This is a genomic window from Sphingobacterium puteale (genome assembly GCF_003627955.1).
Lineage (GTDB): Bacteria > Bacteroidota > Bacteroidia > Sphingobacteriales > Sphingobacteriaceae > Sphingobacterium > Sphingobacterium puteale.
The window spans coordinates 1-23,605 of record NZ_RBWS01000028.1 but is presented as its reverse complement, the minus strand read 5'-3'; the positions used below and the strand labels follow the sequence as shown (position 1 = coordinate 23,605).

25 protein-coding genes and 2 tRNA genes are annotated in these 23,605 nt (G+C 38.5%); 15 read left to right on the top strand and 12 right to left on the bottom strand.

The window, feature by feature from the left end; translation table 11 throughout:
• Positions 1-96: 96 nt before the first annotated feature.
• Positions 97-900, bottom strand: a complete 804-nt coding sequence (locus D7322_RS26345; RefSeq protein ID WP_121127166.1) for a DUF4292 domain-containing protein — start codon at positions 898-900, stop codon at positions 97-99.
• A complete protein-coding gene (locus tag D7322_RS26340; RefSeq protein ID WP_121127165.1) occupies positions 890-2,611 on the bottom strand; it encodes a tetratricopeptide repeat protein in 1,722 nt (573 codons plus the stop codon). The genes D7322_RS26345 and D7322_RS26340 overlap by 11 nt, the downstream gene beginning before the upstream one ends.
• A 235-nt stretch (positions 2,612-2,846) precedes the next feature.
• Between D7322_RS26340 and rplM the strand changes: the two genes are divergently transcribed.
• The 6 genes from rplM (at position 2,847) to D7322_RS26310 (ending at position 7,694) form a co-directional block, all read left to right on the top strand.
• Positions 2,847-3,290, top strand: a complete 444-nt coding sequence (gene rplM, locus D7322_RS26335; protein ID WP_077437655.1) for a 50S ribosomal protein L13 — start codon at positions 2,847-2,849, stop codon at positions 3,288-3,290.
• A gap of 11 nt (positions 3,291-3,301) precedes the next feature.
• A complete protein-coding gene (gene rpsI, locus D7322_RS26330) occupies positions 3,302-3,688 on the top strand; it encodes a 30S ribosomal protein S9 (RefSeq protein WP_108636733.1) in 387 nt (128 codons plus the stop codon).
• An 18-nt stretch (positions 3,689-3,706) separates the two neighbouring features.
• Positions 3,707-4,504 (top strand): 30S ribosomal protein S2, encoded by a 798-nt coding sequence (rpsB, locus tag D7322_RS26325; RefSeq protein WP_104385702.1) that lies wholly within the window; start codon positions 3,707-3,709, stop codon positions 4,502-4,504.
• 197 nt (positions 4,505-4,701) lie between these two features.
• Positions 4,702-5,538, top strand: coding sequence for a translation elongation factor Ts (tsf, locus tag D7322_RS26320; protein ID WP_108636732.1), 837 nt, complete (start codon positions 4,702-4,704; stop codon positions 5,536-5,538).
• Between the two features lie 214 nt (positions 5,539-5,752).
• Positions 5,753-6,616: an SDR family oxidoreductase gene (locus tag D7322_RS26315; protein WP_121127200.1), complete on the top strand. Its 864-nt coding sequence runs from the start codon at positions 5,753-5,755 to the stop codon at positions 6,614-6,616.
• A gap of 253 nt (positions 6,617-6,869) precedes the next feature.
• Positions 6,870-7,694: a helix-turn-helix domain-containing protein gene (locus D7322_RS26310; RefSeq protein ID WP_121127164.1), complete on the top strand. Its 825-nt coding sequence runs from the start codon at positions 6,870-6,872 to the stop codon at positions 7,692-7,694.
• On the opposite strand, the gene D7322_RS26305 is transcribed toward D7322_RS26310, so the two are convergent.
• Positions 7,691-7,951, bottom strand: a complete 261-nt coding sequence (locus D7322_RS26305) for a hypothetical protein (RefSeq protein WP_121127163.1) — start codon at positions 7,949-7,951, stop codon at positions 7,691-7,693. The two genes, D7322_RS26310 and D7322_RS26305, sit on opposite strands and share 4 nt — an antisense overlap.
• A 203-nt stretch (positions 7,952-8,154) precedes the next feature.
• On the opposite strand from D7322_RS26305, the gene D7322_RS26300 reads away from it, so the two are divergent.
• The 3 genes from D7322_RS26300 (at position 8,155) to D7322_RS26290 (ending at position 11,163) form a co-directional block, all read left to right on the top strand.
• Positions 8,155-8,544 carry a hypothetical protein gene (locus D7322_RS26300; RefSeq protein ID WP_121127162.1) on the top strand — a complete coding sequence of 130 codons (390 nt, stop codon included), beginning with the start codon at positions 8,155-8,157 and terminating at the stop codon, positions 8,542-8,544.
• 161 nt (positions 8,545-8,705) lie between these two features.
• Positions 8,706-9,482 carry an ABC transporter ATP-binding protein gene (locus D7322_RS26295; RefSeq protein WP_121127161.1) on the top strand — a complete coding sequence of 259 codons (777 nt, stop codon included), beginning with the start codon at positions 8,706-8,708 and terminating at the stop codon, positions 9,480-9,482.
• Position 9,483: 1 nt separating this feature from the next.
• A complete protein-coding gene (locus D7322_RS26290) occupies positions 9,484-11,163 on the top strand; it encodes a hypothetical protein (protein ID WP_147430551.1) in 1,680 nt (559 codons plus the stop codon).
• A 559-nt stretch (positions 11,164-11,722) separates the two neighbouring features.
• Here the strand turns inward: D7322_RS26290 and D7322_RS26285 are convergent.
• Positions 11,723-11,796 (bottom strand) — tRNA-Met (locus D7322_RS26285).
• A 292-nt stretch (positions 11,797-12,088) separates the two neighbouring features.
• Positions 12,089-12,162: transfer RNA gene (locus D7322_RS26280), tRNA-Met, on the bottom strand.
• Between the two features lie 65 nt (positions 12,163-12,227).
• Here D7322_RS26280 and D7322_RS26275 point away from each other — a divergent pair.
• From D7322_RS26275 to D7322_RS26255, 5 genes are all read left to right on the top strand, one after another.
• Positions 12,228-12,605, top strand: a complete 378-nt coding sequence (locus D7322_RS26275) for an START-like domain-containing protein (RefSeq protein ID WP_028070596.1) — start codon at positions 12,228-12,230, stop codon at positions 12,603-12,605.
• 101 nt (positions 12,606-12,706) lie between these two features.
• Positions 12,707-14,191 (top strand): LptF/LptG family permease, encoded by a 1,485-nt coding sequence (locus D7322_RS26270; RefSeq protein WP_121127159.1) that lies wholly within the window; start codon positions 12,707-12,709, stop codon positions 14,189-14,191.
• 71 nt (positions 14,192-14,262) lie between these two features.
• Entirely contained in the window at positions 14,263-15,477 is a 1,215-nt protein-coding gene (locus D7322_RS26265; RefSeq protein ID WP_121127158.1) for a bifunctional 3,4-dihydroxy-2-butanone-4-phosphate synthase/GTP cyclohydrolase II, read from the top strand.
• 78 nt (positions 15,478-15,555) lie between these two features.
• Positions 15,556-15,990, top strand: a complete 435-nt coding sequence (locus D7322_RS26260) for a thiol-disulfide oxidoreductase DCC family protein (protein WP_121127157.1) — start codon at positions 15,556-15,558, stop codon at positions 15,988-15,990.
• Positions 15,991-16,155: 165 nt separating this feature from the next.
• Positions 16,156-17,586 carry an NAD-dependent succinate-semialdehyde dehydrogenase gene (locus D7322_RS26255; protein WP_121127199.1) on the top strand — a complete coding sequence of 477 codons (1,431 nt, stop codon included), beginning with the start codon at positions 16,156-16,158 and terminating at the stop codon, positions 17,584-17,586.
• A gap of 165 nt (positions 17,587-17,751) precedes the next feature.
• On the opposite strand, the gene D7322_RS26250 is transcribed toward D7322_RS26255, so the two are convergent.
• From D7322_RS26250 to D7322_RS26225, 6 genes are all read right to left on the bottom strand, one after another.
• On the bottom strand, positions 17,752-18,558 hold the full coding sequence (locus D7322_RS26250) for a DUF4476 domain-containing protein (protein ID WP_121127156.1): 807 nt from the start codon (positions 18,556-18,558) through the stop codon (positions 17,752-17,754).
• A gap of 56 nt (positions 18,559-18,614) precedes the next feature.
• A complete protein-coding gene (locus D7322_RS26245) occupies positions 18,615-19,175 on the bottom strand; it encodes a CopD family protein (RefSeq protein ID WP_121127155.1) in 561 nt (186 codons plus the stop codon).
• Between the two features lie 290 nt (positions 19,176-19,465).
• Positions 19,466-20,503, bottom strand: a complete 1,038-nt coding sequence (gene hemE / locus D7322_RS26240; protein WP_121127154.1) for a uroporphyrinogen decarboxylase — start codon at positions 20,501-20,503, stop codon at positions 19,466-19,468.
• Positions 20,503-21,021 (bottom strand): hypothetical protein, encoded by a 519-nt coding sequence (locus D7322_RS26235; RefSeq protein ID WP_245971480.1) that lies wholly within the window; start codon positions 21,019-21,021, stop codon positions 20,503-20,505. Before D7322_RS26235 ends, hemE begins: the two co-directional genes overlap by 1 nt.
• Before the next feature lie 10 nt (positions 21,022-21,031).
• Positions 21,032-21,739, bottom strand: a complete 708-nt coding sequence (locus D7322_RS26230) for a response regulator transcription factor (RefSeq protein WP_070563139.1) — start codon at positions 21,737-21,739, stop codon at positions 21,032-21,034.
• The gene (locus D7322_RS26225; protein ID WP_121127153.1) at positions 21,729-22,604 is read right to left on the bottom strand and encodes a sensor histidine kinase; all 876 of its coding nucleotides are present in this window, start codon (positions 22,602-22,604) and stop codon (positions 21,729-21,731) included. Before D7322_RS26225 ends, D7322_RS26230 begins: the two co-directional genes overlap by 11 nt.
• 118 nt (positions 22,605-22,722) lie before the next feature.
• On the opposite strand from D7322_RS26225, the gene D7322_RS26220 reads away from it, so the two are divergent.
• Positions 22,723-23,427: a YjjG family noncanonical pyrimidine nucleotidase gene (locus D7322_RS26220; RefSeq protein ID WP_121127152.1), complete on the top strand. Its 705-nt coding sequence runs from the start codon at positions 22,723-22,725 to the stop codon at positions 23,425-23,427.
• On the opposite strand, the gene D7322_RS28835 is transcribed toward D7322_RS26220, so the two are convergent.
• A partial coding sequence (locus tag D7322_RS28835; RefSeq protein ID WP_220700182.1) for a hypothetical protein occupies positions 23,422-23,605 on the bottom strand: 184 nt, incomplete at its 5' end. The two genes, D7322_RS26220 and D7322_RS28835, sit on opposite strands and share 6 nt — an antisense overlap.

Below are 23,605 nucleotides of genomic sequence, written 5' to 3'. Positions count from 1 at the left end.
TTATTTCGTATTTGCCTTTTTCCCAGCTCCATTATATTCATCAACACTAGCAAACTAAATGCGAAAGTAATAAATCTAACGGAAATAGATCACTTCTTATCGGATTACTTTATATCGCGATGACACTGAAAAAGGCATTTCAACAGGTTCATTAAACGTAACCTTGTTAAAATTAATTTCTGTTTTTATCTCCTGACTTCCATCGGAGATAATCATTTTTAACAGCATCGGAAATTCCTGTCCAGAGGCCATTGCATATTCACCATAGTTTGCTTCGAGCAACTGTTTCTTCGACAACTGTGACAACCGGAACTGGTAAGGCCGATTATTATTGTTCAATTTATATAGAAAATCAAGCTCATTCAATGTTCCGTCCAATTGTACAGAATTCGGATCCTGCTGAAAGTTCACCGCATCAATATCTGACAAGAGGTTAATAGACAGATTCGCCAATAATAAATCCTGTAGATTAGCAAAAGTAAGATCCGGGCTGGCAAAACGGTATAGGTAGTCAAATGGTTTGACCAGATATTCGCTCTGAAACTTATTCAGGATCTGGACACTATCTGGTGTTATTAACATACGAGCGACTTCGATCCCAAGGGTTGCTGATATCGAAATCCAGATTTTTCTATCTTTTTCAATCCGGATATTAGAGGTGACATCGAAGTTATCCTTGCCGAGGTCGAGCCGCATTTTTGCTTTCCCTGAAAAGGTCGAGTAATTTAAATTGGTCAAAAAAAGATTACGCAAAGTCGTTTTCTTTGCCTCCCGTGTATCATCTTTAATGACCAGTTCATTCTCTGATTTGAGATCCGCTCCTTTCAGCAGTTTCTTTTTTGAGCTACAGGAAGAAAGCAGAAGAACCAGAATACCTACCCAAACAATTTTATTCCACATAACTTTTAGTCTCAATCTTCTTTTTTAGTTTCTGTTTACTCTCTTCAGAATCCATCCCTTTTTCCAATGCCAGATTCCATTGCTTCACCGCTTCTGTCGTCTTACCGAGCTTAACCAAAATATCGCCGTAATGTTCCAGTAATACTGCAGTCTGCGGATTTGTATTTTTTAGAGCCTTTTGAATCCAGACTAACGCATCCTCATATTTACCGTCGGCAAATAAGACCCAGGCATAAGTATCCTCAAATGTCCCGTTATTAGGCTGCATTGCGGTAGCCATAGCAGCGTACTTTGTCGCTTCATCGAGTCGTTCTTTTCTTAACGATAAATAGTACGCTAAATTGTTCATGGCCGTCACATTTGTACTATCCAGTCGAATCGCTTCCATATAAGCTGCATCCGATTCTTTATACATCTTCAATGTATTGTAGATATCGCCCAGCCCACCGTAGATATTGGCTTGTAAAAAAGGAGTTTCATCCTGGGCGTTATTTAATGCAGCCTCCATGAACTTGCGACTATTCTCTGTATCCTTCTTCATCAGATAGGCCATGCTGGTAAAATAGAGTATGGTCGGATTATTGGCCACATAATGCAGGGCTTCACCACCATGAGCAATAGCTTGATCAAACTCGCCCTTATCCATATCCAAGCTCATTAACATCCGCCAAGCATCGATCTGATAAGGATTCATAGTTACGGCAACAGCTAACGAACTTTGCGCCGCCGTTTTATCTTCATTGAGCCACAATACCTGTCCTTTGGCCATGTGGCTCTCCGCTATTCGCGGATGAACCTCAACTAAGATATTAGCCAACTCCAAAAGCTGCGCATTTGTGTAGGGGCTTTTTGGGCCCAACAAAGTCATGATGATTCTATTTTTATCACCAAAATCAATCTTTTTAGATTGAAAGCCTTTTTTTAAGGCATCGAACGATAATTTGATCTTTTTATCAAAGCGGTACAGATCTGCTAAATCAAAATAAAGAAAATCTTCCTCTGAAGTTTGAATTCCTTTATTGATATACTCTAAGGCAAGTTTTGAGTTTTTGGAAAGATTATAAGCCTGCGCCAATTGCCCATATACTTGGGCCAATTTGGTTCCTTTGTCAGCCCAAGGTTTCAAAAGGTCGATTACTGCCTTGTGATTACCGGCATCGTTCAACAGCACACTACCCACCATATCCAATGTATCGGAAGCAGATTCAATTTCCTTTGTTTTATAAAAATACTCCAACGCCGCGTCCTTATGTCCTCCGTTAAAAAGTAGCATCATTCGTTCACGCTTTAATGAAGCAGTATTATTATCATCTAAATCAATCAATTTATCCAAATAGATCAATGCACTATCTGCATCATTTTTGCTTTTGAATGCATCTATGGCGAAGCTGAGGTACTCGGGTTTCGGTTCAATTTCCAACGCGGCTTTTATTGCATCAATCGCGCCGTCCTGATTTCTCATTTGAGCAAAAAGGATCGCTTTTGTAAAATAGATATCATCTGCTTTGGGGTAATCTGCGAGTATAGCATCCAATGAATCCACGCCCGGACCAATTTTCCCTTGCTTTAATATCTCTTGCACATTTTTGAGTCGCGTATCATAAGGTCTACTTTTTTTTTCTAATGATTGCGCCTGTAAAGCGCTGACGGTACCAAAGAGAAATCCAACAAAACTTAAAACAACACGTTTATTTAAAAAAGTCAATCTCATCTACTTCCACTAAATAATTAAAAATTCTTCCTGCAATATACTAACTAATGTAACAATATTCATTCGCGTAAGTTGTAAAAATATTGAGATTAGCCCAGTCCGCAAGAAACTTGGCTCGTTTTCAATAAAATAAGTGAAATAGATTTTAAAATATAGAATAATAGATGTACCTTTGCAGACCCTTGTGATAAGGGGAAGATAAATAAAATTTTACAAATTATTTAAACAAAAGCAAGTGAATACGTTAAGTTACAAAACTGTCTCTGCCAACAAGAACACCGTTAACAAAGAGTGGATCGTTGTTGACGCTGAAGGAGAGATTTTGGGGCGTTTGGCGAGCAACATCGCGAAGGTAATTCGTGGTAAGCACAAGCCTACATTCACCCCACACGTAGACTGTGGAGATAACGTTATTGTTATCAATGCAGACAAAATTAGATTGACAGGAAACAAATTAGGCGACAAAGTTTACGTACGCTACACTGGATATCCAGGTGGTCAACGTTTCGTTTCTCCTAAAGAGTTAATGGCTAAATTCCCTGAACGCATCATTGAGAAAGCTGTTCGTGGTATGCTTCCTAAAAACCGTTTAGGTCGTCAATTATTTAAGAACCTTTACGTTTATGCTGGTACTGAGCACAAGCATGAAGCACAAAATCCAAAACCAGTTAAATTTTAAGGAGAATCGACATGTCAACAACTAACACTTCAGGAAGAAGAAAAACTGCTGTTGCCCGCATTTACTTAACTGCTGGTAGCGGAAACATTGTTATAAACGGTAAAGACTACAAAGAGTATTTCCCAACATTACCTTTGCAATACATCGCTACACAATCATTAGGCGTAGCTGGTGAATTAGCAAACTTTGATGTAAAAGTAAACGTTAACGGAGGTGGTGTTAAAGGTCAAGCAGAAGCTGTTCGTCTAGCGATCGCTAAAGCTTTGGTTGAGCTTAACCCAGAAGTTAAACCTGCATTACGCGCTAAAGGTTTAGTAACACGTGATGACCGTATGGTTGAGCGTAAGAAACCAGGACGTCGTAAAGCTCGTAGAAGATTCCAATTCAGTAAACGTTAATCAAAGGAGGATCAAAAAATGGCAAGAACTACTTATCAAGATTTATTGGATGCAGGTGTGCACTTTGGTCACCTTACACGTAAATGGGATCCGAAAATGGCTAAGTACATTTTCATGGAGCGCAACGGTATCCACATCATTGACTTGAACAAAACTCTTACGAAATTAGAAGAAGCTGCTTCAGCTATTAAACAAATCGTAAAATCAGGTCGTAAAGTTTTATTCGTAGCAACGAAAAAACAAGCAAAAGAAATCATCGCACAGCAAGCTAAAGAGGTTAATATGCCTTTCGTTACTGAACGTTGGTTAGGTGGTATGCTTACTAACTTCGCTACAGTTCGTAAGTCTATCAAAAAAATGTCTAACATCGACAAAATGCAAAAAGACGGTACTTATGATGTATTGTCTAAGAAAGAAAAGTTGATGATTCAACGTGAACGTATCAAATTAGAAAACCTTTTAGGAGGTATCGCTGATTTAAACCGTTTGCCAGCTGCTTTATTCATCATTGATGTGAAAAAAGAACACATCGCTGTTTCTGAAGCAATGAAATTGAACATCCCTACTTTCGCGATGGTAGACACAAACTCTGATCCTTCAAACATTGATTTCCCAATCCCCGCGAATGATGACGCTAGTAAATCTATTAGCTTAATCGCAAGCATTATTGGTCAAGCAATCCAAGAAGGTTTGGACGAGCGCAAACGCGACAAAGAAGAAGAAGCTGAAAAAGATGCTGCTGCTGCTAAAGCAAAAGTTGACAATAGTGAAGCTTCAGAAGCTAAACGTCCTCGCAAAGCGAAAGACGGAGAATAATATTTTTATTCCAAACCGGATAGCGTAGCGTTAGTTTCTGGAAAAGATTACTTTTCTTGAACTAGCCTATCTGTCCGGTTTTTTGGTTTAACAACACTTGATGATCAAGGAATGTTAAACTTCATATTAGCTTAACATGTTTTAGGTTAATATTGTACAAAATTTTCAGTAGTAAACAATAATAAAAAGAAATAAACATGTCAGTACAAATTTCTGCATCAGATGTAAACAAATTGCGTCAACAAACTGGCGCTGGTATGATGGATTGTAAAAAAGCTTTGGTTGAGTCTAATGGTGACTTCGAAGCTGCTGTAGATTACTTGCGTAAAAAAGGTGCTAAAGTAGCTGCTAGCCGTCAGGATCGCGACTCTAACGAAGGTGTTATCATCGCTAAAGCAACTGCCGATGGTAAATCAGGTATCGTAGTTGAAGTAAACTGTGAAACTGACTTCGTGGCGAAAAACTCAGATTTCGTAGCTTTCGCAGAAAAAATCGCAGACCTTGCTTTAAATAACAAACCCGCTTCTTTGGAAGAATTAAAAGGTTTGGAACTTGATGGCAAGAAAATCGCTGATGCTTTGATCGAGCAAACTGGTGTAATCGGAGAGAAAATTGACGTTTCTAAATACGAAACAATCTCTGCAGAGAAAGTAATCGCCTATATCCATGGTAACTACCGTTTAGGTGTATTGGTAGGTCTTTCTGCTGATGCAGCTGGTGCTGAAGAAGCTGGTAAAGATGTTGCAATGCAGATCGCAGCGATGAACCCTATTGCAATTGATAAAGATGGTGTTGATCAAAACACAATCGAGCGTGAAATCGCTATCGCGAAAGAACAAATCATTGCTGAAGGAAAACCGGCAGATATGGCTGAGAAAATCGCTCAAGGTAAATTGAACAAATTCTTCAAAGACACCACTTTATTGAACCAAGAATTTGTAAAAGATTCTTCTAAAAATATCGCTCAATTCTTAGATTCAGTTTCTAAAGGATTGACTGTAACTGCTTTCAAACGCGTACAATTAGGCGCATAAGCAAGCTCCCTTTCTAGCAATAGATCGGATAAATAAAAACAGGGACTATTCACAAAATAGCCCCTGTTTTTATTTATAGACGGCTACTCCTTACAGCCTTATCTCCTCATCATTTATTATCATTCTCCGCATTTCCCTGTCTGTCAGCTACCGCTTTTTTTTTAATTCAAATTTATGTAACTTAAATTATATAAAAACGAAATAAGATATGGGCATGCTAAAAGACGATTCACTAAAAGGCAAACGCATTTTAATTACAGGCGGCGGTACTGGGCTAGGAAAAGCGATGACTGATTATTTCTTGGAATTAGGCGCCTCCTGTCTGATCAGCAGCCGAAAGGATGATGTGATTCAACATACAGCAAGGGAATTGTCTAACAAACATCAGGGCAAATGCCTCGCCATAGCAGGCGATGTTCGGAATTATGAAGATGTAGAACGTGTAGTTGCTTATGGGTATGAACAACTGGGCGGCATAGACATCTTAATCAACAACGCTGCGGGAAACTTTATATCCCCCACCGAACGCCTGAGTCATCGTGCTTTTGAGTCCGTCATTGGAATTGTACTTCAGGGAAGTATAAATTACACATTGGCACTAGGCAAACGCTGGATCGATAATAAGGATCAAAACAAAACGGTACTCAGTATCGTAACCACCTATGCCTGGACGGGTTCGGGATACGTTGTTCCTTCGGCTACAGCCAAGGCCGGTGTCTTAGCCATGACAAGATCTCTTGCCGTCGAATGGGGCAAGAAAGGGATACGTTTAAACGCTATTGCCCCGGGGCCTTTTCAGACTTCCGGTGCTATGGAACGCCTGCTTCCTGGCGAATTGGGAGAACTGTTATCTCCGACCAAACGGATCCCCCTTGGCCGTCTAGGTCAATTAGACGAGCTAGCAAATCTCGCCGCCTATCTTGTGTCTGACTATTCGAGTTACATCAATGGCGATGTGATAACAATAGATGGTGGAGAATGGTTAAAAGGCGCAGGAGAGTTTAACGGTCTGGATATTATTCCCGAGGAACAATGGGATAATATTGAGAAAATGACGCGAAATGCAAAAAGTACCTAATGATTTCCCTGTTTCAAAAACATCCAATTTTTCCCGTAAAAACCAACGGGTATAAGGCCAAAATAACGATATTTGCCCTTCGATGCCAGCTGGATATACATGATATTGGGATGCGTTCGATAGCTGATACCGTTCGCCAATCCTGTTTAACACTAAAGGTATTCGCGTGATTATTGCGGGCAATTCCGACAGAGAATATCACGGCATTCTGAGATTCATCAACAGTTTTTACAATAAAATCTACATACGTCTAATGAGCTTACTCTTCCTTCCTGAAAAAATCAAACATAAACAAAAGATCAATCTGCACGAATTAGGCTTTGATTTTGCTTTAGTTTATATCTCGGAAGGTCTCTTGGTATCGAAAAATACCGGGGCTAAATTTCTTAAAGAAAATTTACTTTTCCTGAACACTAGTTCAGAAATACTTGAAACCAAGAAAGATTCAACTGTATTTATTTTATATTTCTCAAGTCACTACTTCAAAGATCTGCATCATATACAGCAAAATTTTTGTCTGTCCCACAATCCGCAACATATTTTCAATTCGGAAACATTACTAAATAAAAGCCTGTCCCTAAAAAAAGAAAACCGCAAGATAATCGAAAAAGTCTTGTCGTTGATTTATCAACAGGCGGAATCTGAAGAGGCGGCAACTTCCACATTTATTTTCCATCAAGTGATGTCGCTGTTTGCATTCATTGAAAATATATTGAAAGAACTGAACCTACCGGTCAATGAGTCTCGTGAAATGTCTCTGGAAATAGAGGCCTATATTCAACAGAACATCTATTTCCCTGACAAACTACAAATTAAAAATATAGCAGATCACTTTCAGATTTCAGCTAATTATTTCGGCGCTTTTTTTAAGAAAAGACAGCAGAAAAGCTACAAATTATATATTGATGATATCCGTATCCAACTTATTGAAGACAGGTTAGGATCTAGCCAATACACAATGAAACAGATTGTAGATGAACTGGGCTTTAACGACGAAAGCCACTTCACCAACTTTTATAAGAAAAAAAGAAATATGACCCCAAGCGCTTATAAAAGATCGAAGAAAGGATCTAGTTAATGATCAAGCTGAATGATTCCGTTGAGGTCATTGTTCAATGATCGTTGTATCGCTTCGTCTAAAATCAATATCTTTTGACCTTGAACCATGTGTTCTTCCCCCCCATTGGCATTTGCCTGTGTAGAATTGAACGACTCCAATTTCATGGGAAAATAAATTGGGTTCTCATCTTCCGAACGCCCGATAGTCAACAGGATATTATACCCTTGTAGACGTAAACTCTGTAATGTCTGATAATTTAAACGTTTGAAAATCATAGTGGCCAATATTTACTGTTTTTAATAAAACATAATTGTTCTCCATTTGTTTGCTTTATCAGGACAAATTTTACGTTTTTATGGCAGTTACTTCAAAGTCATTTCGAGCTAAAAAAACAATGCATTTTCCTAATTATCAGCATTAATTTTTAAAACTTTTTATCTTCCAACCTGTTTTATTACTGTAGATAAATCAGAGCATTATGGCTGGCACAGAACACAAAAAAACAAAGGGAAAGGTCGAATCAGATTACCCAGATTCAGAGCAAAACTTAACTTATAATGAAGAGCTGGAAAGTTATGAACTGGATGTAGATGACAATGATCCGGATTATGATCATCCGGCAGATTATGATACACTATCTGAAGGGGCAATAGACGATGATTCAAGTTATGACGATTCCAACCCTTTTGTAGGCGATGAGTATGCTGATCGTGAAGATTTGGAGGAAGAGGATCTCGAGGATGCACATATGCGCATAGATACCTTCAAACATGACCGTTTATCCCCATTGGATAAAAAATTGGCCAAGAACAAAGAAGATCTAAGAGAGGATCTTGATGAAGAGGGATATCCAAAAAATGACAGGTAGTTTTCCGATTATAAAGTAGTTTTGAAAGGAGTCTTAGGACTCCTTTTTTATTCCTTTTTTATTTTATATTACATTTTTGCAAAGAAAATATGGAATTCGACATTCAAATAAGTGGGTAACTCTTTATTTTTATGTAAGTTTATGTTGAAAGTTTTAAATACATGGAAAGTACCTTACCGCTCATTCGTATTATTGACCTAAAAAAATCATACGGAACTAAAGAAATTCTAAAAGGAATCTATTTGGATATATTCCCAGGCCAGGTCATCGGCTATATAGGCCCTAATGGCGCAGGAAAATCCACGACAGTTAAGATCTTAACAGGCTTGATCGAAGATTTTACCGGACATGTCGAGATCAATGGTATCGATATTCAAAAGGATCCTCTTTCGATAAAATCCCTGCTCGGATACGTTCCCGAAAATGCGGAGCTATACGAAGTATTGACTCCGATGGAATACCTTGATTTTATCGGAAAATTATACGGCATGGACGATCTTACAATTCAAGAGCGATCCTTAAAATTATTGAGTGCATTTGGACTCGCCGCAAACGCTACAAGTAGAATGGATACCTTTTCTAAAGGCATGCGGCAGAAAGTACTTTTAATTTCTGGCATTATCCATAACCCGCAGATCATCATCCTGGATGAGCCCCTGTCCGGACTCGATGCCAACGCGGTGATTTTTGTAAAAGAACTCATATCATTGTTGGCCAAAGAAGGTAAAACTATTTTTTACTGTTCTCACATGATGGACGTCGTTGAAAAAGTTTCCGATAGAATCCTGTTGATCAATCAGGGAAGTATCATTGCGGATGGTACTATCGATGAACTGAAGTCGGATCCCAATGAATCACTTGAACATATATTTGCCAAATTAACCAATACCGATAATGGTGCACTGGATGCATCTAACATCATTCGCGCTATTCAATAATATGGAAAAATTTATCTTACGATTTATTCTTCTGTTTAGGAGTATCTGGGAAAGCCTAGGTGTGAACTATGCACAGTTTAAAATTATTTTAGAGACTAAAGTTACGCTAGACAACAGAAAACCGATCACATTTAAAAAACGGAACACCGGAAAATCCTCCTCTTCTACCTCCATTATACAATTTATTATGTATATGATCATTGGCCTGATGTTCATGGTTATTCTCATCCTTATTCCAGATCGTTACTTAGCTCTTGCTCTTATGCTACTCTGTTTTACCAGCATGCTTAGCATTACATTGGTATCAGACTTTTCACCCATACTTTTAGACACGAGGGACCAGTACATTATTATGCCAAAGCCCGTAAGCGATAGGACAGTGGCCTTATCACGAATAACATTTATCGCCATTAAACTTTTCAATCAGATTATTGCATTATGTCTGCCGCTAGTGGTGTATGTCTTATTTAACTGGGATATAACGGGCATTTTTCTATTGATTCTACAACTTCTATTGAGTACACTGATTGCGCTGGTTTTTGTCAACGGGTTCTATATGATCAGCATCAAATATCTGTCCATCCAAAAATTTAAAGATATTATTGCCTATATACAGATCGGACTTTCACTGATCATTTTTCTAGCCTATTATCTTGGTCCCAATCTGATTCAAACAATTGTTGAGTCACAGCTGACAATTGAACAGCTTAAATTTCTATGGATATTTCCCAGTACCTGGGTCGCCTCTTTTCAGTCTTTGCTTCAGGGCGACCATAGCCTACAATCCATTATATTTTCCATTTTGGGCTTAGTTGTTCCTTTCTTTGGAATTTATGCTTGTACAAAATTATTTTCCAGAGGTTTTAATGCCAAAATAGCTGCTCTAGCAAGTAGTGATACACCGTTATCTGAAACTGGTCACTCGATTTCAAACACTGGTAAACAACGACCATTCTATAAAAAATTGGGTGCCAGTATATGCTCATCTCCGCTTGAAGAGGCTGGATTTAGTATTGTATGGCTTATAAGTTCAAAAACAAGAGAATTTAAACAGCAACTCTATCCCTCTTTAGCTTATCTTCCCATCTATTTTATATTCCTGTTTTTACGGACCGGCGAGGGGCTACCATTCGCAGAGACACTGGACAAATTAAGAGACTCGGGCCTATACATTATCATGTTTTATCTGTCACTGTTGACCATATTAACGGTATTTCAGCTGATCACGCAGAGCAATAAATATAAAGCAGCCTGGATCTATTATGCTGCTCCAATAGACCGTCCGGGGCAATTTATGACGGGGGTTCTTAAAGCCTGCCTCGTTAAATATGTGCTGCCATTTAACATTTTGTTTTTCTGTATCTGTGTTCCTTTATTTGGTATCAGTTCGATAAATGATTTATTGCTGTCCTCAGCTGTCGGTGGGATAGAAAGTATTCTCATCATGCTCTTTCTGGTCAAAAATTATCCTTTTTCCAAAGCAAGTCAGTCCAGTTCCAAAGCGCTGGTCAATTTATTGATTTTAGGCTTGCTGGGACTTTTGGGTTATCTTCATAAAGTGATTTTTCAATACGAACTATTGGTTTGGGGTTTAGCGGCGATTGGTTGGTTATTATTTTTTATCATGCTCAAATACCTCCAAAAAGACGATTGGAAAAGCCTCACTTTTGATGACAATTAAGCAATTACCATGAATATCAGCTGCAGTATAGGGTTCCATGCGCAAAACTGCAGTATGCCGTCCCGGCTTTGTGAATAAATCAATTACATCGGGTTGCTGCAGATCCCCCGGACACCAATACGGTTGTGCGTGACAACATGGGTTATTGCTGGCTTTTGCGCAATAGCAGGATAGCCGATGATAAGCCACACTAGAATAAGAATAGGCCTGAAGTTCATTATAGTAATAGAATAATAGGTAAGAAAATGCGCAAATATACATTTAATATCGCAACCTATTATGAGCAAGTATCAGGCATCGCTCCCACGAAAATTGTATTAGATAACAACGCATGACCACTAACAGATGGCTGTCGATAGGCAGCGCTTAGGATGGAAACGTAAGCAAATAATATAAAATTGCTAGTGCACAAACCTTAAGGAATATAAACCAGTGAATCTTCTAAAGCTCAAGCAACGGTTCCAGTTGATTTAAGGAGAATTCTGATTGATCCGGGACTATTCCAAAAATTTAGTATCAAAAAAAAAGAAAGTCTGAAATTAGACTTTCCTTCTTTAAGTAGCGGGGAGCAGGATCGAACTGCCGACCTCAGGGTTATGAATCCTGCGCTCTAACCATCTGAGCTACCCCGCCGTTTCGGTATGCAAATATACCACTTCACCTGTCAATTCAAAAGATTTTTTTATTTTTTTTAAGGATTTATTACGACCAAAAACCTACATCCCACACAACAAACTCATTCTTAACAAAGTAAAATAATGACTCAATCGCAAAAAAAGTCGGGATAAGATGGTAAAGATTTTTAATTCAAAAAATTGTGAAAAAGCCTTCAACTTTTCACAAAAAAACTTGCAATAACAAAATAAATATGTATTATTACAAATAATAAGTTTATGCAATAGAAAGCAAAATGGAAAGAGATTTGTAGCGGGGAGCAGAATCGAACTGCCGACCTTTGGGTTATGAATCCAACGCTCTAACCATCTGAGCTACCCCGCCATTTTGGGAATGCAAATATAGCTTATTTTTGATTTAAACAAACTAAAATTTAAAAAAACATTTATATGGCAGATAAAATAAAATTCCAACTAGAATATATCATCAACTCTTCACCTAGAATTTTATTTCCGTATTTGCAAGAACCAAACGAACTGGCTCAATGGTTTGCAGATGATGTAAACTACAAAGACACTGTTTATACCTTCATTTGGGATGATGAACCGCATCGCGCAAAAATCGTAGCTTCCAAAGAAAACAAATCAGTGCGTTTTAAGTGGCTCGATGATGATCCATACTATTTCGATCTAGAGATAGATCAGGATGAGCTGACAAACGATGTTGCACTTAAAATAACAGATTTTGCTAAAGAAGAGGACTTGGAAAATAGAAAATTAATCTGGAAAAATTCAATCGTCTATCTTCAGAGTGTTATAGGTGCATAAAAAAACCTATCTTTGCAATATATTTTCACCAAGGGCTCTAAAAGAGCTCCTTGGCTGGAAGATGCTTTAATGTAAAGGCATCAATTTGCTTAGCGTCACGGATGAAAAAAGTTCATTTACTTATTCTTCAAGCTTTCATTAAACCATTCATCGTCACATTTTTTATTGTGATGTTTGTATTATTGATGCTTTTTCTATTCAAATACATTGATGATTTGATCGGAAAAGGATTCGAGTGGTATACCATTATGGAGCTTATTGGGTACCAATGCGTTGTTCAGATTCAAATGGCAATGCCCTTATCCATGCTATTGTCTTCCATTATGACCTTCGGTAACCTTGGGGAAAGCTATGAGCTCGTGGCGATCAAGGCTGCAGGTGTGTCGCTACGCAAAGCCATGACTCCCTTATTTGTACTTGTTGCAATTTTTGCCTCAAGTTCCTTTCTATTTTCCGATTACATCTTACCGGTTGTCAACCTAAAAATGGGAACCCTATTGACAGATGTCCGCAATAAAAAAGCTGATTTTCTAATCAAACCGGGTATTTTTAACAATACAATACCGGGATACTCCATTCGTGCAAGAGGAAAAAATAAGGAAGGAACGATTCTATATGATCTGATGATTTATGATCATCGCGGGGGCAATACCGCCAACAATGTTTTGATGGCTAAAGAGGGATACATTTATAATTCGCCTGACAACAGCTATATGATCCTCAAATTGAAGGATGGAATACGCTATGAAGAGTCGCGAACCAAGAACTCAAAAACATACGATCCACGCCAGCAATTCACACGATTTAAGTTTAAGGAGACGGAACAGAAGTTTGACATGGGGAGTTTTCAACAAGGCAAAACGGATGAAAGCCTTTTTAAAAGCCACCATGCCATGCTAAATCTCAAGCAATTGGACATGTACATTGACTCGAACCATATCAAAATTGACAGTATGGGCAGGGCAATTACAAGAACCCTGGATACACGTTATAATATTTATTCAAAGTATTTTAATGCCGTTCAACCAGGACAAGCTAAAGTAAAAGAAGCAAAAATTAAACCTTATAACGATTTAGTAGCTGATTTAGTGCCGCCTGAACAACGGACTCAGGTCACCATGAATGCGTTGAGCCAGCTAAACTATTTAAAAGAAGATCTCAATAGCCGTACACTTGAATTTAAGGACTACAAGACCAAAGATATTCGGTATCGGATCGAATGGCATAGAAAATTCACATTAGCGGTATCCTGTCTTCTTTTATTTGCTATTGGAGCACCTTTAGGCGCTATTATTAGAAAAGGTGGTCTCGGTCTTCCGGTCGTTATGGCCATTATCTTCTTTTTAATCTATCATATCATCTCTACTGTCGCCGAAAAAACAGCCAAAGATGGTGCGATATCGTCAGCTGTGGGTATGTGGATGGCCATTATCATATTGACGCCACTAGCAGCATTTTTAACCTATAAATCAACCACAGATTCAGCACTATTTGATATAGATCAGTATAAATTAAAAGCTGAAGCAACCTGGAAGTGGATCAAAGAGAAATTTGGTAAAAAGAATAAATTAAAGGAGTCACATTAGATTTGTGACAGCCTTATTATAAATAAAATTAGATTCTACACTAACTTTGTATCAATACAATTTAACAATAAATGGAATTCAAATTAAACACGATCGAAGAAGCGATCGCTGATATACAGGCAGGAAAAGTAGTTATCGTCGTAGATGACGAAGATCGTGAAAATGAAGGTGATTTCGTCACCGCCGCCCGCAACGCAACTCCCGAAATTATCAACTTTATGGCAACCCACGGCCGAGGTTTAGTATGTGCTCCTATTACCAAAGAAAGAGCTGATGCTTTACATCTTGATCTTATGGTAGGGCAAAATACAGCCATTTACGAGACTAATTTCACCGTTTCTATTGACTTACAGGGATATGGCTGTACAACAGGAATCTCGGCATCCGATCGTTCAAAAACCATCAAGGCAATGATCGACCCAAATATTCACTACGAAGAGTTAGGCAGACCGGGACATATCTTTCCATTGATTGCTAAAGACGGTGGTGTACTGCGTCGTACAGGACATACCGAAGCAACTGTTGACCTTGCCCGTTTGGCAGGTTTTGAACCAGCAGGTGTATTAGTCGAAATCTTAAAAGAAGATGGTGAAATGGCAAGACTACCAGAATTAATGGAAGTTGCCAAAAAATTTGATCTAAAAATTATCAGTATTGAGGACCTTATTGAATACCGCTTAAAACACGATTCGTTGATCAATGAAGAAGTAACGGTCAATATGCCCACGCAATATGGTGATTTTCAAATGAAAGCTTTTACACAAAAAGATACTGGAGAACAACATCTTGCTCTTTATAAAGGAGAATGGAACGAAGACGAACCTATTCTTGTCCGTGTACATAGTTCTTGTGTGACAGGCGACATTTTTGGCTCCTGCCGTTGTGACTGCGGGCCTCAACTTCACAAGGCAATGGAAATGATCCAAAAAGAAGGAAAAGGAGTGATTGTCTATATGAATCAGGAAGGCCGTGGTATTGGACTGATCAATAAATTGCATGCTTACAAATTGCAAGAGAATGGATTAGATACTGTTGATGCCAATGTGCAACTTGGATTTAAAGCTGATTTGAGAGACTATGGTGTAGGAGCACAGATCCTGCGAAACCTTGGGGTAACTAAAATGCGTCTGATGTCCAATAACCCTACAAAACGTGCAGGACTCGTCGGTTATGGTTTAGAAATTGTAGAAAACGTTCCAATTGAAATAACAGCGAACCCCTATAATGAGGAATATCTGAAAACAAAAAGGGATCGTATGGGGCATACCATTATGAAGAATTTATAATAAAGATCCGAAAGAATTTCAAAAGCGGTGTTTTTCTAGGGAAAAACACCGCTTTTTTATGAAAGATGTGATGTTATCATGGCAGTTCTTTCGGGAAATAGAAGTAACTTTATATTAATGGATACGCAAGGGAAACATATCATCTTTTTTGACGGTGATTGCTTAGTTTGTAATCGTTTTGTTCAAATTCTATTGAAAATAGATACCAATAATAGGTTTCTGTTTAGTTCCTTACAGTCTGACTTTGCTAAAAATAGTTTAAATGCGATTCCAAAAAATATAGATTCCATCATTTATTTATCACCCGCAGGTAGATATATCAAAAGCGAAGCGATATTGAATATCTGCAAAACTTTAGGTCTTCCCTATTCAATCGTTTATTTTTTAAAAATACTACCCAAAAAATGGCGTGACGCAGGTTATGATTACTTTGCAAAAAATCGTTACAAATGGTTTGGCACAAATAAGTATTGTGCGGTTCCCAATGAGCAGCAACGAAAAAAATTCGTCTAGATAAAGCTTCCCATAAAATCGTTTGTCTGCGAAACAATAGGTAGAAGAATTTTGTTCCAAAAGCAGCTGATATACCAAGCAGACCAAGATGATGATATGTCCACAAGAATAAATAAGTAAGGGGCACATGTAGAAGCGATGCCTTAACAAAAAATAATGAATCCAATGAAAAATCCACTCTTAATTGACAAAGCCTATATAAACGGAAAATTCATCACATCAAAAAATACGTTTGATGTCGTCAACCCCGCCACTGGAAAAACAATCGCATCCTTACCTGATTTAAAGGTTGCAGATTGCACAAAAGCCATACAGGCTGCTGATAAAGCATGGAAAAGCTGGAAAAATACAACAATTTCGGAACGATGTCTTATTGTTCGCAATTGGTACAATCTCATTCAACAAAATAAAGACCGACTTGCAGAAATTATAACACTTGAGAGCGGAAAGCCGCTCAACGAGTCGAAAGTAGAAGTAGATTACGGGAATTCATTTGTTGAGTGGTTTGCAGAAGAGGGTAAGAGAGCCTATGGGGAAACGATCCCCACTCAGAAAAAAGGGATAAGAATGATGACCATCCGACAAGGAGTCGGTGTCGTCGCAGCAATTACGCCTTGGAATTTCCCTTTAGCCATGATTACTCGAAAAGTCGCTCCAGCACTTGTTGCAGGTTGTACAGTTATACTCAAACCCGCCTCCCAAACACCTTTGTCCGCAATCGCGTTGGTCAAACTAGCCGAAGAGGCAGGCCTGCCAAAAGGTGTCTTTAACGTTATTACCGGAAAGGACAGTGCTGGTATCGGAAAGGAACTTGCCACCAACAACCTGGTGCGAAAACTATCTTTTACGGGCTCTACTGAGGTTGGCAGAACATTGATCGAACAGTCCGCCTCAAACATTAAGAAAGTCTCCATGGAACTCGGAGGAAATGCACCTTTTCTTGTTTTTAACGACGCAGATATTGATGCCGCCGTGGAAGGTGCTATCGCCGGTAAGTTTCGTAATTCCGGACAAACCTGCGTCTCAATCAACCGTTTTTTGGTCCAGGAAGACGTTTACGACGATTTCGCTACAAAACTAGCCCATGCTGTGGGTCAATTAAAGGTAGGCAACGGCTTAGATAAGGGTGTTCAAGTTGGACCTTTGATCAATGCCAAAGGTTTGGAAAAAGTACAACATCACGTCCAAGATGCTCTAAAGCATGGAGCAGAACTGGCAACTGGAGGTAATGTAATCAAAGACCTATTCTTCCAGCCAACTGTACTGACCAATATCCCTAAAGAGGCCCTAATATTTCACGAGGAAACTTTCGGTCCAGTCTGTGCATTATTCAGTTTCAAAACAGAAGAAGATGGTATCGCCATGGCCAATCAGACTGAATTTGGTCTTGCCTCCTATTTCTACAGTACCAATATCAATCGTTGTTTCCGTGTTGCCGAACAATTGGAGGCGGGCATGGTAGGTGTTAACACGGGATTAATATCGAATGCAGCAGCCCCCTTTGGTGGGGTAAAACAATCTGGCGTCGGCCGTGAGGGATCAAAACATGGCCTAGATGAGTACATGGAATTGAAATACATCTGTTTCGCCGAATAAATACGACATAGCTTAACTGAAAGGGGTTACTCATACCACAAAATCCATTGTTGCTTGGAAATTTGATGCAGATAGCCCCTTTGTTCATATAGCTAATCTCATTTGACCTCGTTCATAGGCAATTGGAATTAAAAAGGTTAATTTCAATCCAAACCAACAGGCAAACTAACGCTGAGTTTTAATAAATGCTGTCAATTTTTCCCGAGTTGAACTAAATGACAGCGCATCACCTACCTTATCATAGTTCTCTTTATCCACACAGCTTGGATAAGCGTATTTAGCAAAAGCCAATTTGTTGTCGTCTCTTATAAATAGTTCCATGAGGTCTATGATTTCGGAACTGCGCAATCTCCTATTTTCCAATTCCTGCGCAGCGATCTGCAAGCGGTCATGATCATTTTCTTTTTGATTGAGCAGATCATTCAACTGGTTCGCATCGTTTTTTTGCAGATAATCATTATCGTCAATCGGATCTCCCTGATTTTGTCGATTATTATTTATATCATGCTCAGACTCGTCATATCGCTCGTCTTGTTGTTGATCCCGATAATATCTATCCTCGTTGTAATCATCATCACCGTAGTTATCCCCATTACGGTAATTATCACTATATCGACCTACAGGATTCATGGACTCCAGTACAATCCCTCGATTCCCCCCACGGCTGCTTACGGAAAATACGACATCAAGATATTGGCCATTTCGATTAACAAGCTGCACCGCAGTTCCGTTTAGAGTTCTACGCTGTCTATTTGCAAATACTATTCGGAGATTGTACCTTGGATTTTGTAAGTTCGGCACACGAATATCGTTGGAGGGTCTATTATTGTACAAAACATTATTAATATAAAGAAAGAAAGGAACATCGATAGAATAGATATTTAATGTTCCTCCATAAGGTCTATAACGTTGGGCAAATACCCCAGTTGCAATAGCAAGCAACATGATCACAGTCAAAAGTCTTTTGTACATATTCCTTTTTAATTTATAATCGTTCGACTAACGAGAATAGAAAAGGATTAAGAAAACTATGAATTTAACGTTTTATTCGAATTACTTTTATTTCTGAACTTTTTGTAGAGCTTCACAGCCATCATTAAGGAAATCGACAATATTAAAAGTCCGAGGACACCAAATATCCAATTGAGAGCAGACTTTAATACAACTGTAAATACGATTGCAAATAATAAGACGGTCGCCAGCTCATTCCAAAGACGCAATTTGGTCGAGGACCAAGTCGATGATTCCCCTTTTAACTGAAACATAATATGTTGGCACGCGAAATGATAAAGAATCAACCCTAATACAAAAGTGAGCTTAACATGCATCCAGCCCATGGTCAATAATCCCGGATTGATATACAGCATAACGAGAGCAGCCACAATAGTGAGATACATGGCTGGTGTAGTGATGATCCACCACAATTTACTCTCCATCAGTATAAATTGTTTATGCAAAACCCCATACTCTTCCGCAGATTTGGATTTAGCTTCGGTATGGTAAATGAATAAGCGAACAATATAAAATAATCCAGCCATCCAACAAACCACAAAAATAATATGAACTGCTTTTGCGTATAAATAGACCATGGGTACAAAAGTAAGAAAAGTTAGGGGCAATCAATAAAGCTAAGCTTTGATTAGAAAAATCTTACATGGAGTATACAAAAGACTGGAACTTGTTTGAGCCTTTTATTTCGGCTTATTTACTATATTCCGTAAAAGCTGGGTTCAAATACTTCATAGAGGTAAATCAACTAAATTTTAGTTGTTCACAGCAAATCATCATCACATAAAAAAGACCTGCCAGTTACAGCAAGTCTTCATTTTATTCGGATATATCGCTAAAATCTTTTCTTTGGATAATCGCAATTGAAAATTTAATAGCGAAATTCTTTCACCACCTCGATTGCATATTTTACATTATCAAAAGGGATATCAGGCATAATACCATGTCCCAAATTGAATATAAAACCATTCTCTCCGCGCATACGTTCGAATAATTCTATAATTTTCTTTCTGATAACAGGTTTTTCAGCATATAGTACAAACGGATCTAAATTCCCTTGAACAGCTATTCCCTGTGGCAAGGATTGCTTCATATTTTTAAGATCTGCATTCCAATCGATTGAAACCACATCTGGCTGCGCCTCCACCATCATTGGAGCAAAGACAGATGATCCCTTACAGAAAGAGATTACCGGAATATCTTTGCGGTTCAACTTGGAGATAATCTGTTTGTTGTAATAATGTGAAAAATCACGATAATCATTCCAGGATAAAGCCAATGCCCAGCTATCAAACAATTGGATTGCATTTACACCTGCCTCGATCTGCATGTTAAGATAGGCGACAGTGACATCAGCAATCTTTTGAAGGATCATATGTGCTAATTCAGGTTGATTGTTTAACATCAACTTCGTCAACTTGAAATCCTTTGACGAACCACCTTCGACCAAATAGCTTAAAATGGTAAAAGGCGCTCCCGCAAAACCGATCAATGGGATACGATTATCAAGGCGTTGCTGAATTACTTTTATGGCATCAGCTACATATTGCAGTTTATCCAAACAGTCAATTGATAATGCTTCTGCCCCCTTGACAGAACGAATTGGATTAGAAAAACGAGGACCTACACCTTGTTCAAATGACAGATCTCCACCCATTGCTTCTGCTGTAACCAAAATATCCGAAAACAAGATTGCTGCATCTATTCCCAACAAATCCACAGGCAACATCGTTACATCCGCTGCAATCTCTGGTGTTTTGCACATTTCAAGAAAAGAATACTTGTTTTTGATATCCCAGTATTCTTTCATAAAGCGCCCAGCTTGACGCATCATCCACACCGGAGGTCTCTCCGTTTGCTGCGAGAATGCAGCTCTAATCAATAAGTCGTTTTGTAAAGTACTAATCACTATAAATGTTTTGAAATTTCGTTTTCTATTTTTGTAATAATACTGACCTGTCTTGCGGTTAAATGCAATTTGTTGGCCACATCTGTATATGCCTTTGCTCTTTCATAATCTGTCTTTCGCAGTGCAATATTGGCCAGATTGATCATTACCATGCCTTTTTCATTATCTTTTTTCCAAGGTAGACGGGAAGCGAGCTGAAAATGATATTCAGCCTCATCGATACGTTCTTCTTTTAAGGCAATATTTCCCATCATAAATTCATAGAAATTACGGCGCCCCTTACGAAGGGTATCTGGATTTTTTATTTCGGATAACAAGTTTTTTGTTCTCTCATAGTCTTGTCTATGAAAAGCTTGCGTTGCCAAAAAAACTGAGCCCTCCCGGAAATGGCTCCAAATTAGATAACCAATTCCACCAGCCAGCAAGACAGCTGTCTGATAATGTCCTTGATATAAACCATAACCCAAAAGTAATGCAGCAATAAAAATAACGGCTATTCTAGCCTTAATTGTCATCATCTTTTATTTGCTATGCGTTATTGTCGGTAAACTTATAACCAACTCCTCGGATAGAATGGAAATAGATCGGGTGTTTTTGATCAGGTTCAAAATATTTCCGGAATGTCAAAATGAAATTGTCAATGGTACGCGTTGAAGGATAGACGTCATAATTCCATACAGTCTCTAAAATCTGCTCACGGGAAACCGCTTCATTACGACGTTCGATCAACAGCTTCAATAGCATGGTTTCTTTTTTCGTCAGAGAGGTAATCGTTCCATCTGCGTGATGCAATTCATAAGAATTAAAATAGATGGTTTTATCACCGATTTGATAAGAATTCAATTCTTTTAGATCATCCGGTTTCATTCCACGACGGACCAAATTTCCAACACGAAGAATCAACTCTTCCAGATTAAAAGGTTTTACCAGATAATCATCAGCCCCTTTTTTGAGCCCTGTGATACGGTCTTCGCTACTGTTCTTGGCAGTCAAAAACATGATCGGAACCTCGGTATTCTGTAGTCGAATTGTTTCAGCAACTTGGAATCCGTCAATTTCAGGAATCATAACGTCCAGAACTACGAGATTGAAACGTTCTTCCTTAAAAACTTTCAATGCTTTTTTTCCGTCAGTCGCCGTAGTGACACGGTAACCCTCCATTTCGAGGTTCAACTTGATAGCTTCTAACAAGTGTTCTTCGTCTTCGACAAGTAATATTCTTTGTTTACTTTGCATTTCTTTCAAATGTTACTTCAAAAATACTCCCTTTAGGAGTGTTATCTTTAACTTTAATGGTCGCGTCGTGCTTCTGCAACACGGTTTTCACGATATATAACCCCAAACCAGTACCTTTGGTTTTCCGTGTTGCTTCACTTCCCACGCGATAAAACTTATTAAAGATAAGTTTTTTCTCTTCATCACTGATACCAATACCGTGGTCAGCAACAGAAAAAATTATTTTATTGTTCTCTGTGTATAATTTTACATCCACCATAGCGCAAGCCGGTGAATATTTAATAGCGTTCTCTATGAGGTTTGTCACGACATTACTTATCGCAAATTTGTCACCATGGATAATAATATCCGATTCCAGATAAGGTTTCAATACCTGCGAACTGCATGAATTTTTTTGAAGCCGGTCGACAATTTGCTCCACCAAAGATGTAAAATTAAAGTCCTCTTTGGGCATGCTGTAATTGCGGCTGTCCAGCTTTGTTGTCATCAATACATTCTCAACCAGATCGTCCAACCGTTCAATATCTTTTAATGAATTTCTTAAAAAAGTCTGTTGCTGTTCCTTATCCAGATCCCGTCGTAAAATAGTCTGAATATAAAGCTTCACTGATGCTAAAGGAGATTTCAACTCATGTGTGATGGCTAAAAGGAAATTCTGCTGTTGTTGCAGCAATTTCTGCTCGCGCTCTACAAGACGCTTTAGCCGCCATGCACCCCATAAAAAAATGATCAAAAAGAAAATACCCTCGCCTATAATCATATTCTTTTTGCTTGGGTCAAACCGGATGAACATCACCCCCCACCAGATCAACTGCATGATCGCATAAAACAAAAGAAAATAAAAGAGTAAAAGCGCTTTCTTCATGTAACAAAAATAGCTATTCACCAAGGCATTCGGAAATATCCCGAAGATTATGACACAAAGAAGAAAATTAGCCGATTCACAATAAGATAAAATCTCCCCGGAGGTAGTATATTTGCATATGTTTAATCGTGAGAAAAAGGATATTTTCTTTGATCTAGATCATACCATCTGGGATTTTGACAAGAATGCCGAAGAAAGTCTCCACGAATTATATTTTAAATACAAGTTTGACAGCTTGTTTGACAAGGAATCCCCCACCCGTTTCATCGAAACTTATACGGTCAACAATCATCGACTCTGGGGATTATACCATCATGGAAAAATTTCAAAACCCGAATTAAGAAAGGCAAGGTTCGCCGATACCTTTACAGCATTAGGCGTAGATCCTGAATTATTTCCAGAAGAATTTGAATTGGAATACTTGGCTATTTGTCCCCAAAAGACGAATTTATTTCCCCACGCCCATGAAACCTTAGCTTACTTGGACGAGAAATACAACCTACATTTAATCTCCAATGGTTTTAAAGAAGCTTGTGAGACCAAAATGAAAAAAAGCAATTTGAATAAATATTTCAAAAATATCTTTATTTCTGAGGTCGTGGGTGTAAACAAACCAGATCCGAGAATATTTCAATTTGCGCTGAAGACGACTTGCGCAGAGGCACCACAGTCACTGATGGTCGGTGATAACCTGGATGCGGATATACGCGGGGCAATGAATGTTGGCATGGACGCAATCTTCTTTAACCCTAATAGGATGGAAAAACCCGAAGATGTCCCGCATATGATCGTCGATCTGAAAGAATTACAATCTATATTATAAAAAAAGCAGCTTTAACGCTGCTTTTTTTATAATATCTGTTTTTATTGAGCAGAAATCCCCCTCCTGCTGACTATCATGGTTGGGATATTCAGAAAAAACCCAACTATTTGATAAATAAATAGTTGGGGTTTTATTATCTTCGTGTATTCCCCCGAATAATAAGGTTAGCGGCCAAAAT

What these genes read in the sequence shown, in the direction of transcription:
- D7322_RS26340 (WP_121127165.1), bottom strand. Translation starts at nt 2,611, where the DNA reads ATGAGATTGACTTTTTTAAATAAACGTGTTGTTTTAAGTTTTGTTGGA.
- D7322_RS26265 (WP_121127158.1), top strand. Translation starts at nt 14,263, where the DNA reads ATGGAATTCAAATTAAACACGATCGAAGAAGCGATCGCTGATATACAG.
- D7322_RS26235 (WP_245971480.1), bottom strand. Translation starts at nt 21,021, where the DNA reads ATGATGACAATTAAGGCTAGAATAGCCGTTATTTTTATTGCTGCATTA.
- D7322_RS26300 (WP_121127162.1), top strand. Translation starts at nt 8,155, where the DNA reads ATGGCTGGCACAGAACACAAAAAAACAAAGGGAAAGGTCGAATCAGAT.
- D7322_RS26255 (WP_121127199.1), top strand. Translation starts at nt 16,156, where the DNA reads ATGAAAAATCCACTCTTAATTGACAAAGCCTATATAAACGGAAAATTC.
- D7322_RS26290 (WP_147430551.1), top strand. Translation starts at nt 9,484, where the DNA reads ATGGAAAAATTTATCTTACGATTTATTCTTCTGTTTAGGAGTATCTGG.
- D7322_RS26315 (WP_121127200.1), top strand. Translation starts at nt 5,753, where the DNA reads ATGCTAAAAGACGATTCACTAAAAGGCAAACGCATTTTAATTACAGGC.
- D7322_RS26295 (WP_121127161.1), top strand. Translation starts at nt 8,706, where the DNA reads ATGGAAAGTACCTTACCGCTCATTCGTATTATTGACCTAAAAAAATCA.
- D7322_RS26275 (WP_028070596.1), top strand. Translation starts at nt 12,228, where the DNA reads ATGGCAGATAAAATAAAATTCCAACTAGAATATATCATCAACTCTTCA.
- D7322_RS26270 (WP_121127159.1), top strand. Translation starts at nt 12,707, where the DNA reads ATGAAAAAAGTTCATTTACTTATTCTTCAAGCTTTCATTAAACCATTC.
- tsf (WP_108636732.1), top strand. Translation starts at nt 4,702, where the DNA reads ATGTCAGTACAAATTTCTGCATCAGATGTAAACAAATTGCGTCAACAA.
- D7322_RS26305 (WP_121127163.1), bottom strand. Translation starts at nt 7,951, where the DNA reads ATGATTTTCAAACGTTTAAATTATCAGACATTACAGAGTTTACGTCTA.
- D7322_RS26245 (WP_121127155.1), bottom strand. Translation starts at nt 19,175, where the DNA reads ATGGTCTATTTATACGCAAAAGCAGTTCATATTATTTTTGTGGTTTGT.
- D7322_RS26250 (WP_121127156.1), bottom strand. Translation starts at nt 18,558, where the DNA reads ATGTACAAAAGACTTTTGACTGTGATCATGTTGCTTGCTATTGCAACT.
- D7322_RS26310 (WP_121127164.1), top strand. Translation starts at nt 6,870, where the DNA reads ATGAGCTTACTCTTCCTTCCTGAAAAAATCAAACATAAACAAAAGATC.
- rpsI (WP_108636733.1), top strand. Translation starts at nt 3,302, where the DNA reads ATGTCAACAACTAACACTTCAGGAAGAAGAAAAACTGCTGTTGCCCGC.
- D7322_RS26220 (WP_121127152.1), top strand. Translation starts at nt 22,723, where the DNA reads ATGTTTAATCGTGAGAAAAAGGATATTTTCTTTGATCTAGATCATACC.
- D7322_RS26230 (WP_070563139.1), bottom strand. Translation starts at nt 21,739, where the DNA reads ATGCAAAGTAAACAAAGAATATTACTTGTCGAAGACGAAGAACACTTG.
- D7322_RS26225 (WP_121127153.1), bottom strand. Translation starts at nt 22,604, where the DNA reads ATGAAGAAAGCGCTTTTACTCTTTTATTTTCTTTTGTTTTATGCGATC.
- D7322_RS26345 (WP_121127166.1), bottom strand. Translation starts at nt 900, where the DNA reads ATGTGGAATAAAATTGTTTGGGTAGGTATTCTGGTTCTTCTGCTTTCT.
- D7322_RS26260 (WP_121127157.1), top strand. Translation starts at nt 15,556, where the DNA reads ATGGCAGTTCTTTCGGGAAATAGAAGTAACTTTATATTAATGGATACG.
- rpsB (WP_104385702.1), top strand. Translation starts at nt 3,707, where the DNA reads ATGGCAAGAACTACTTATCAAGATTTATTGGATGCAGGTGTGCACTTT.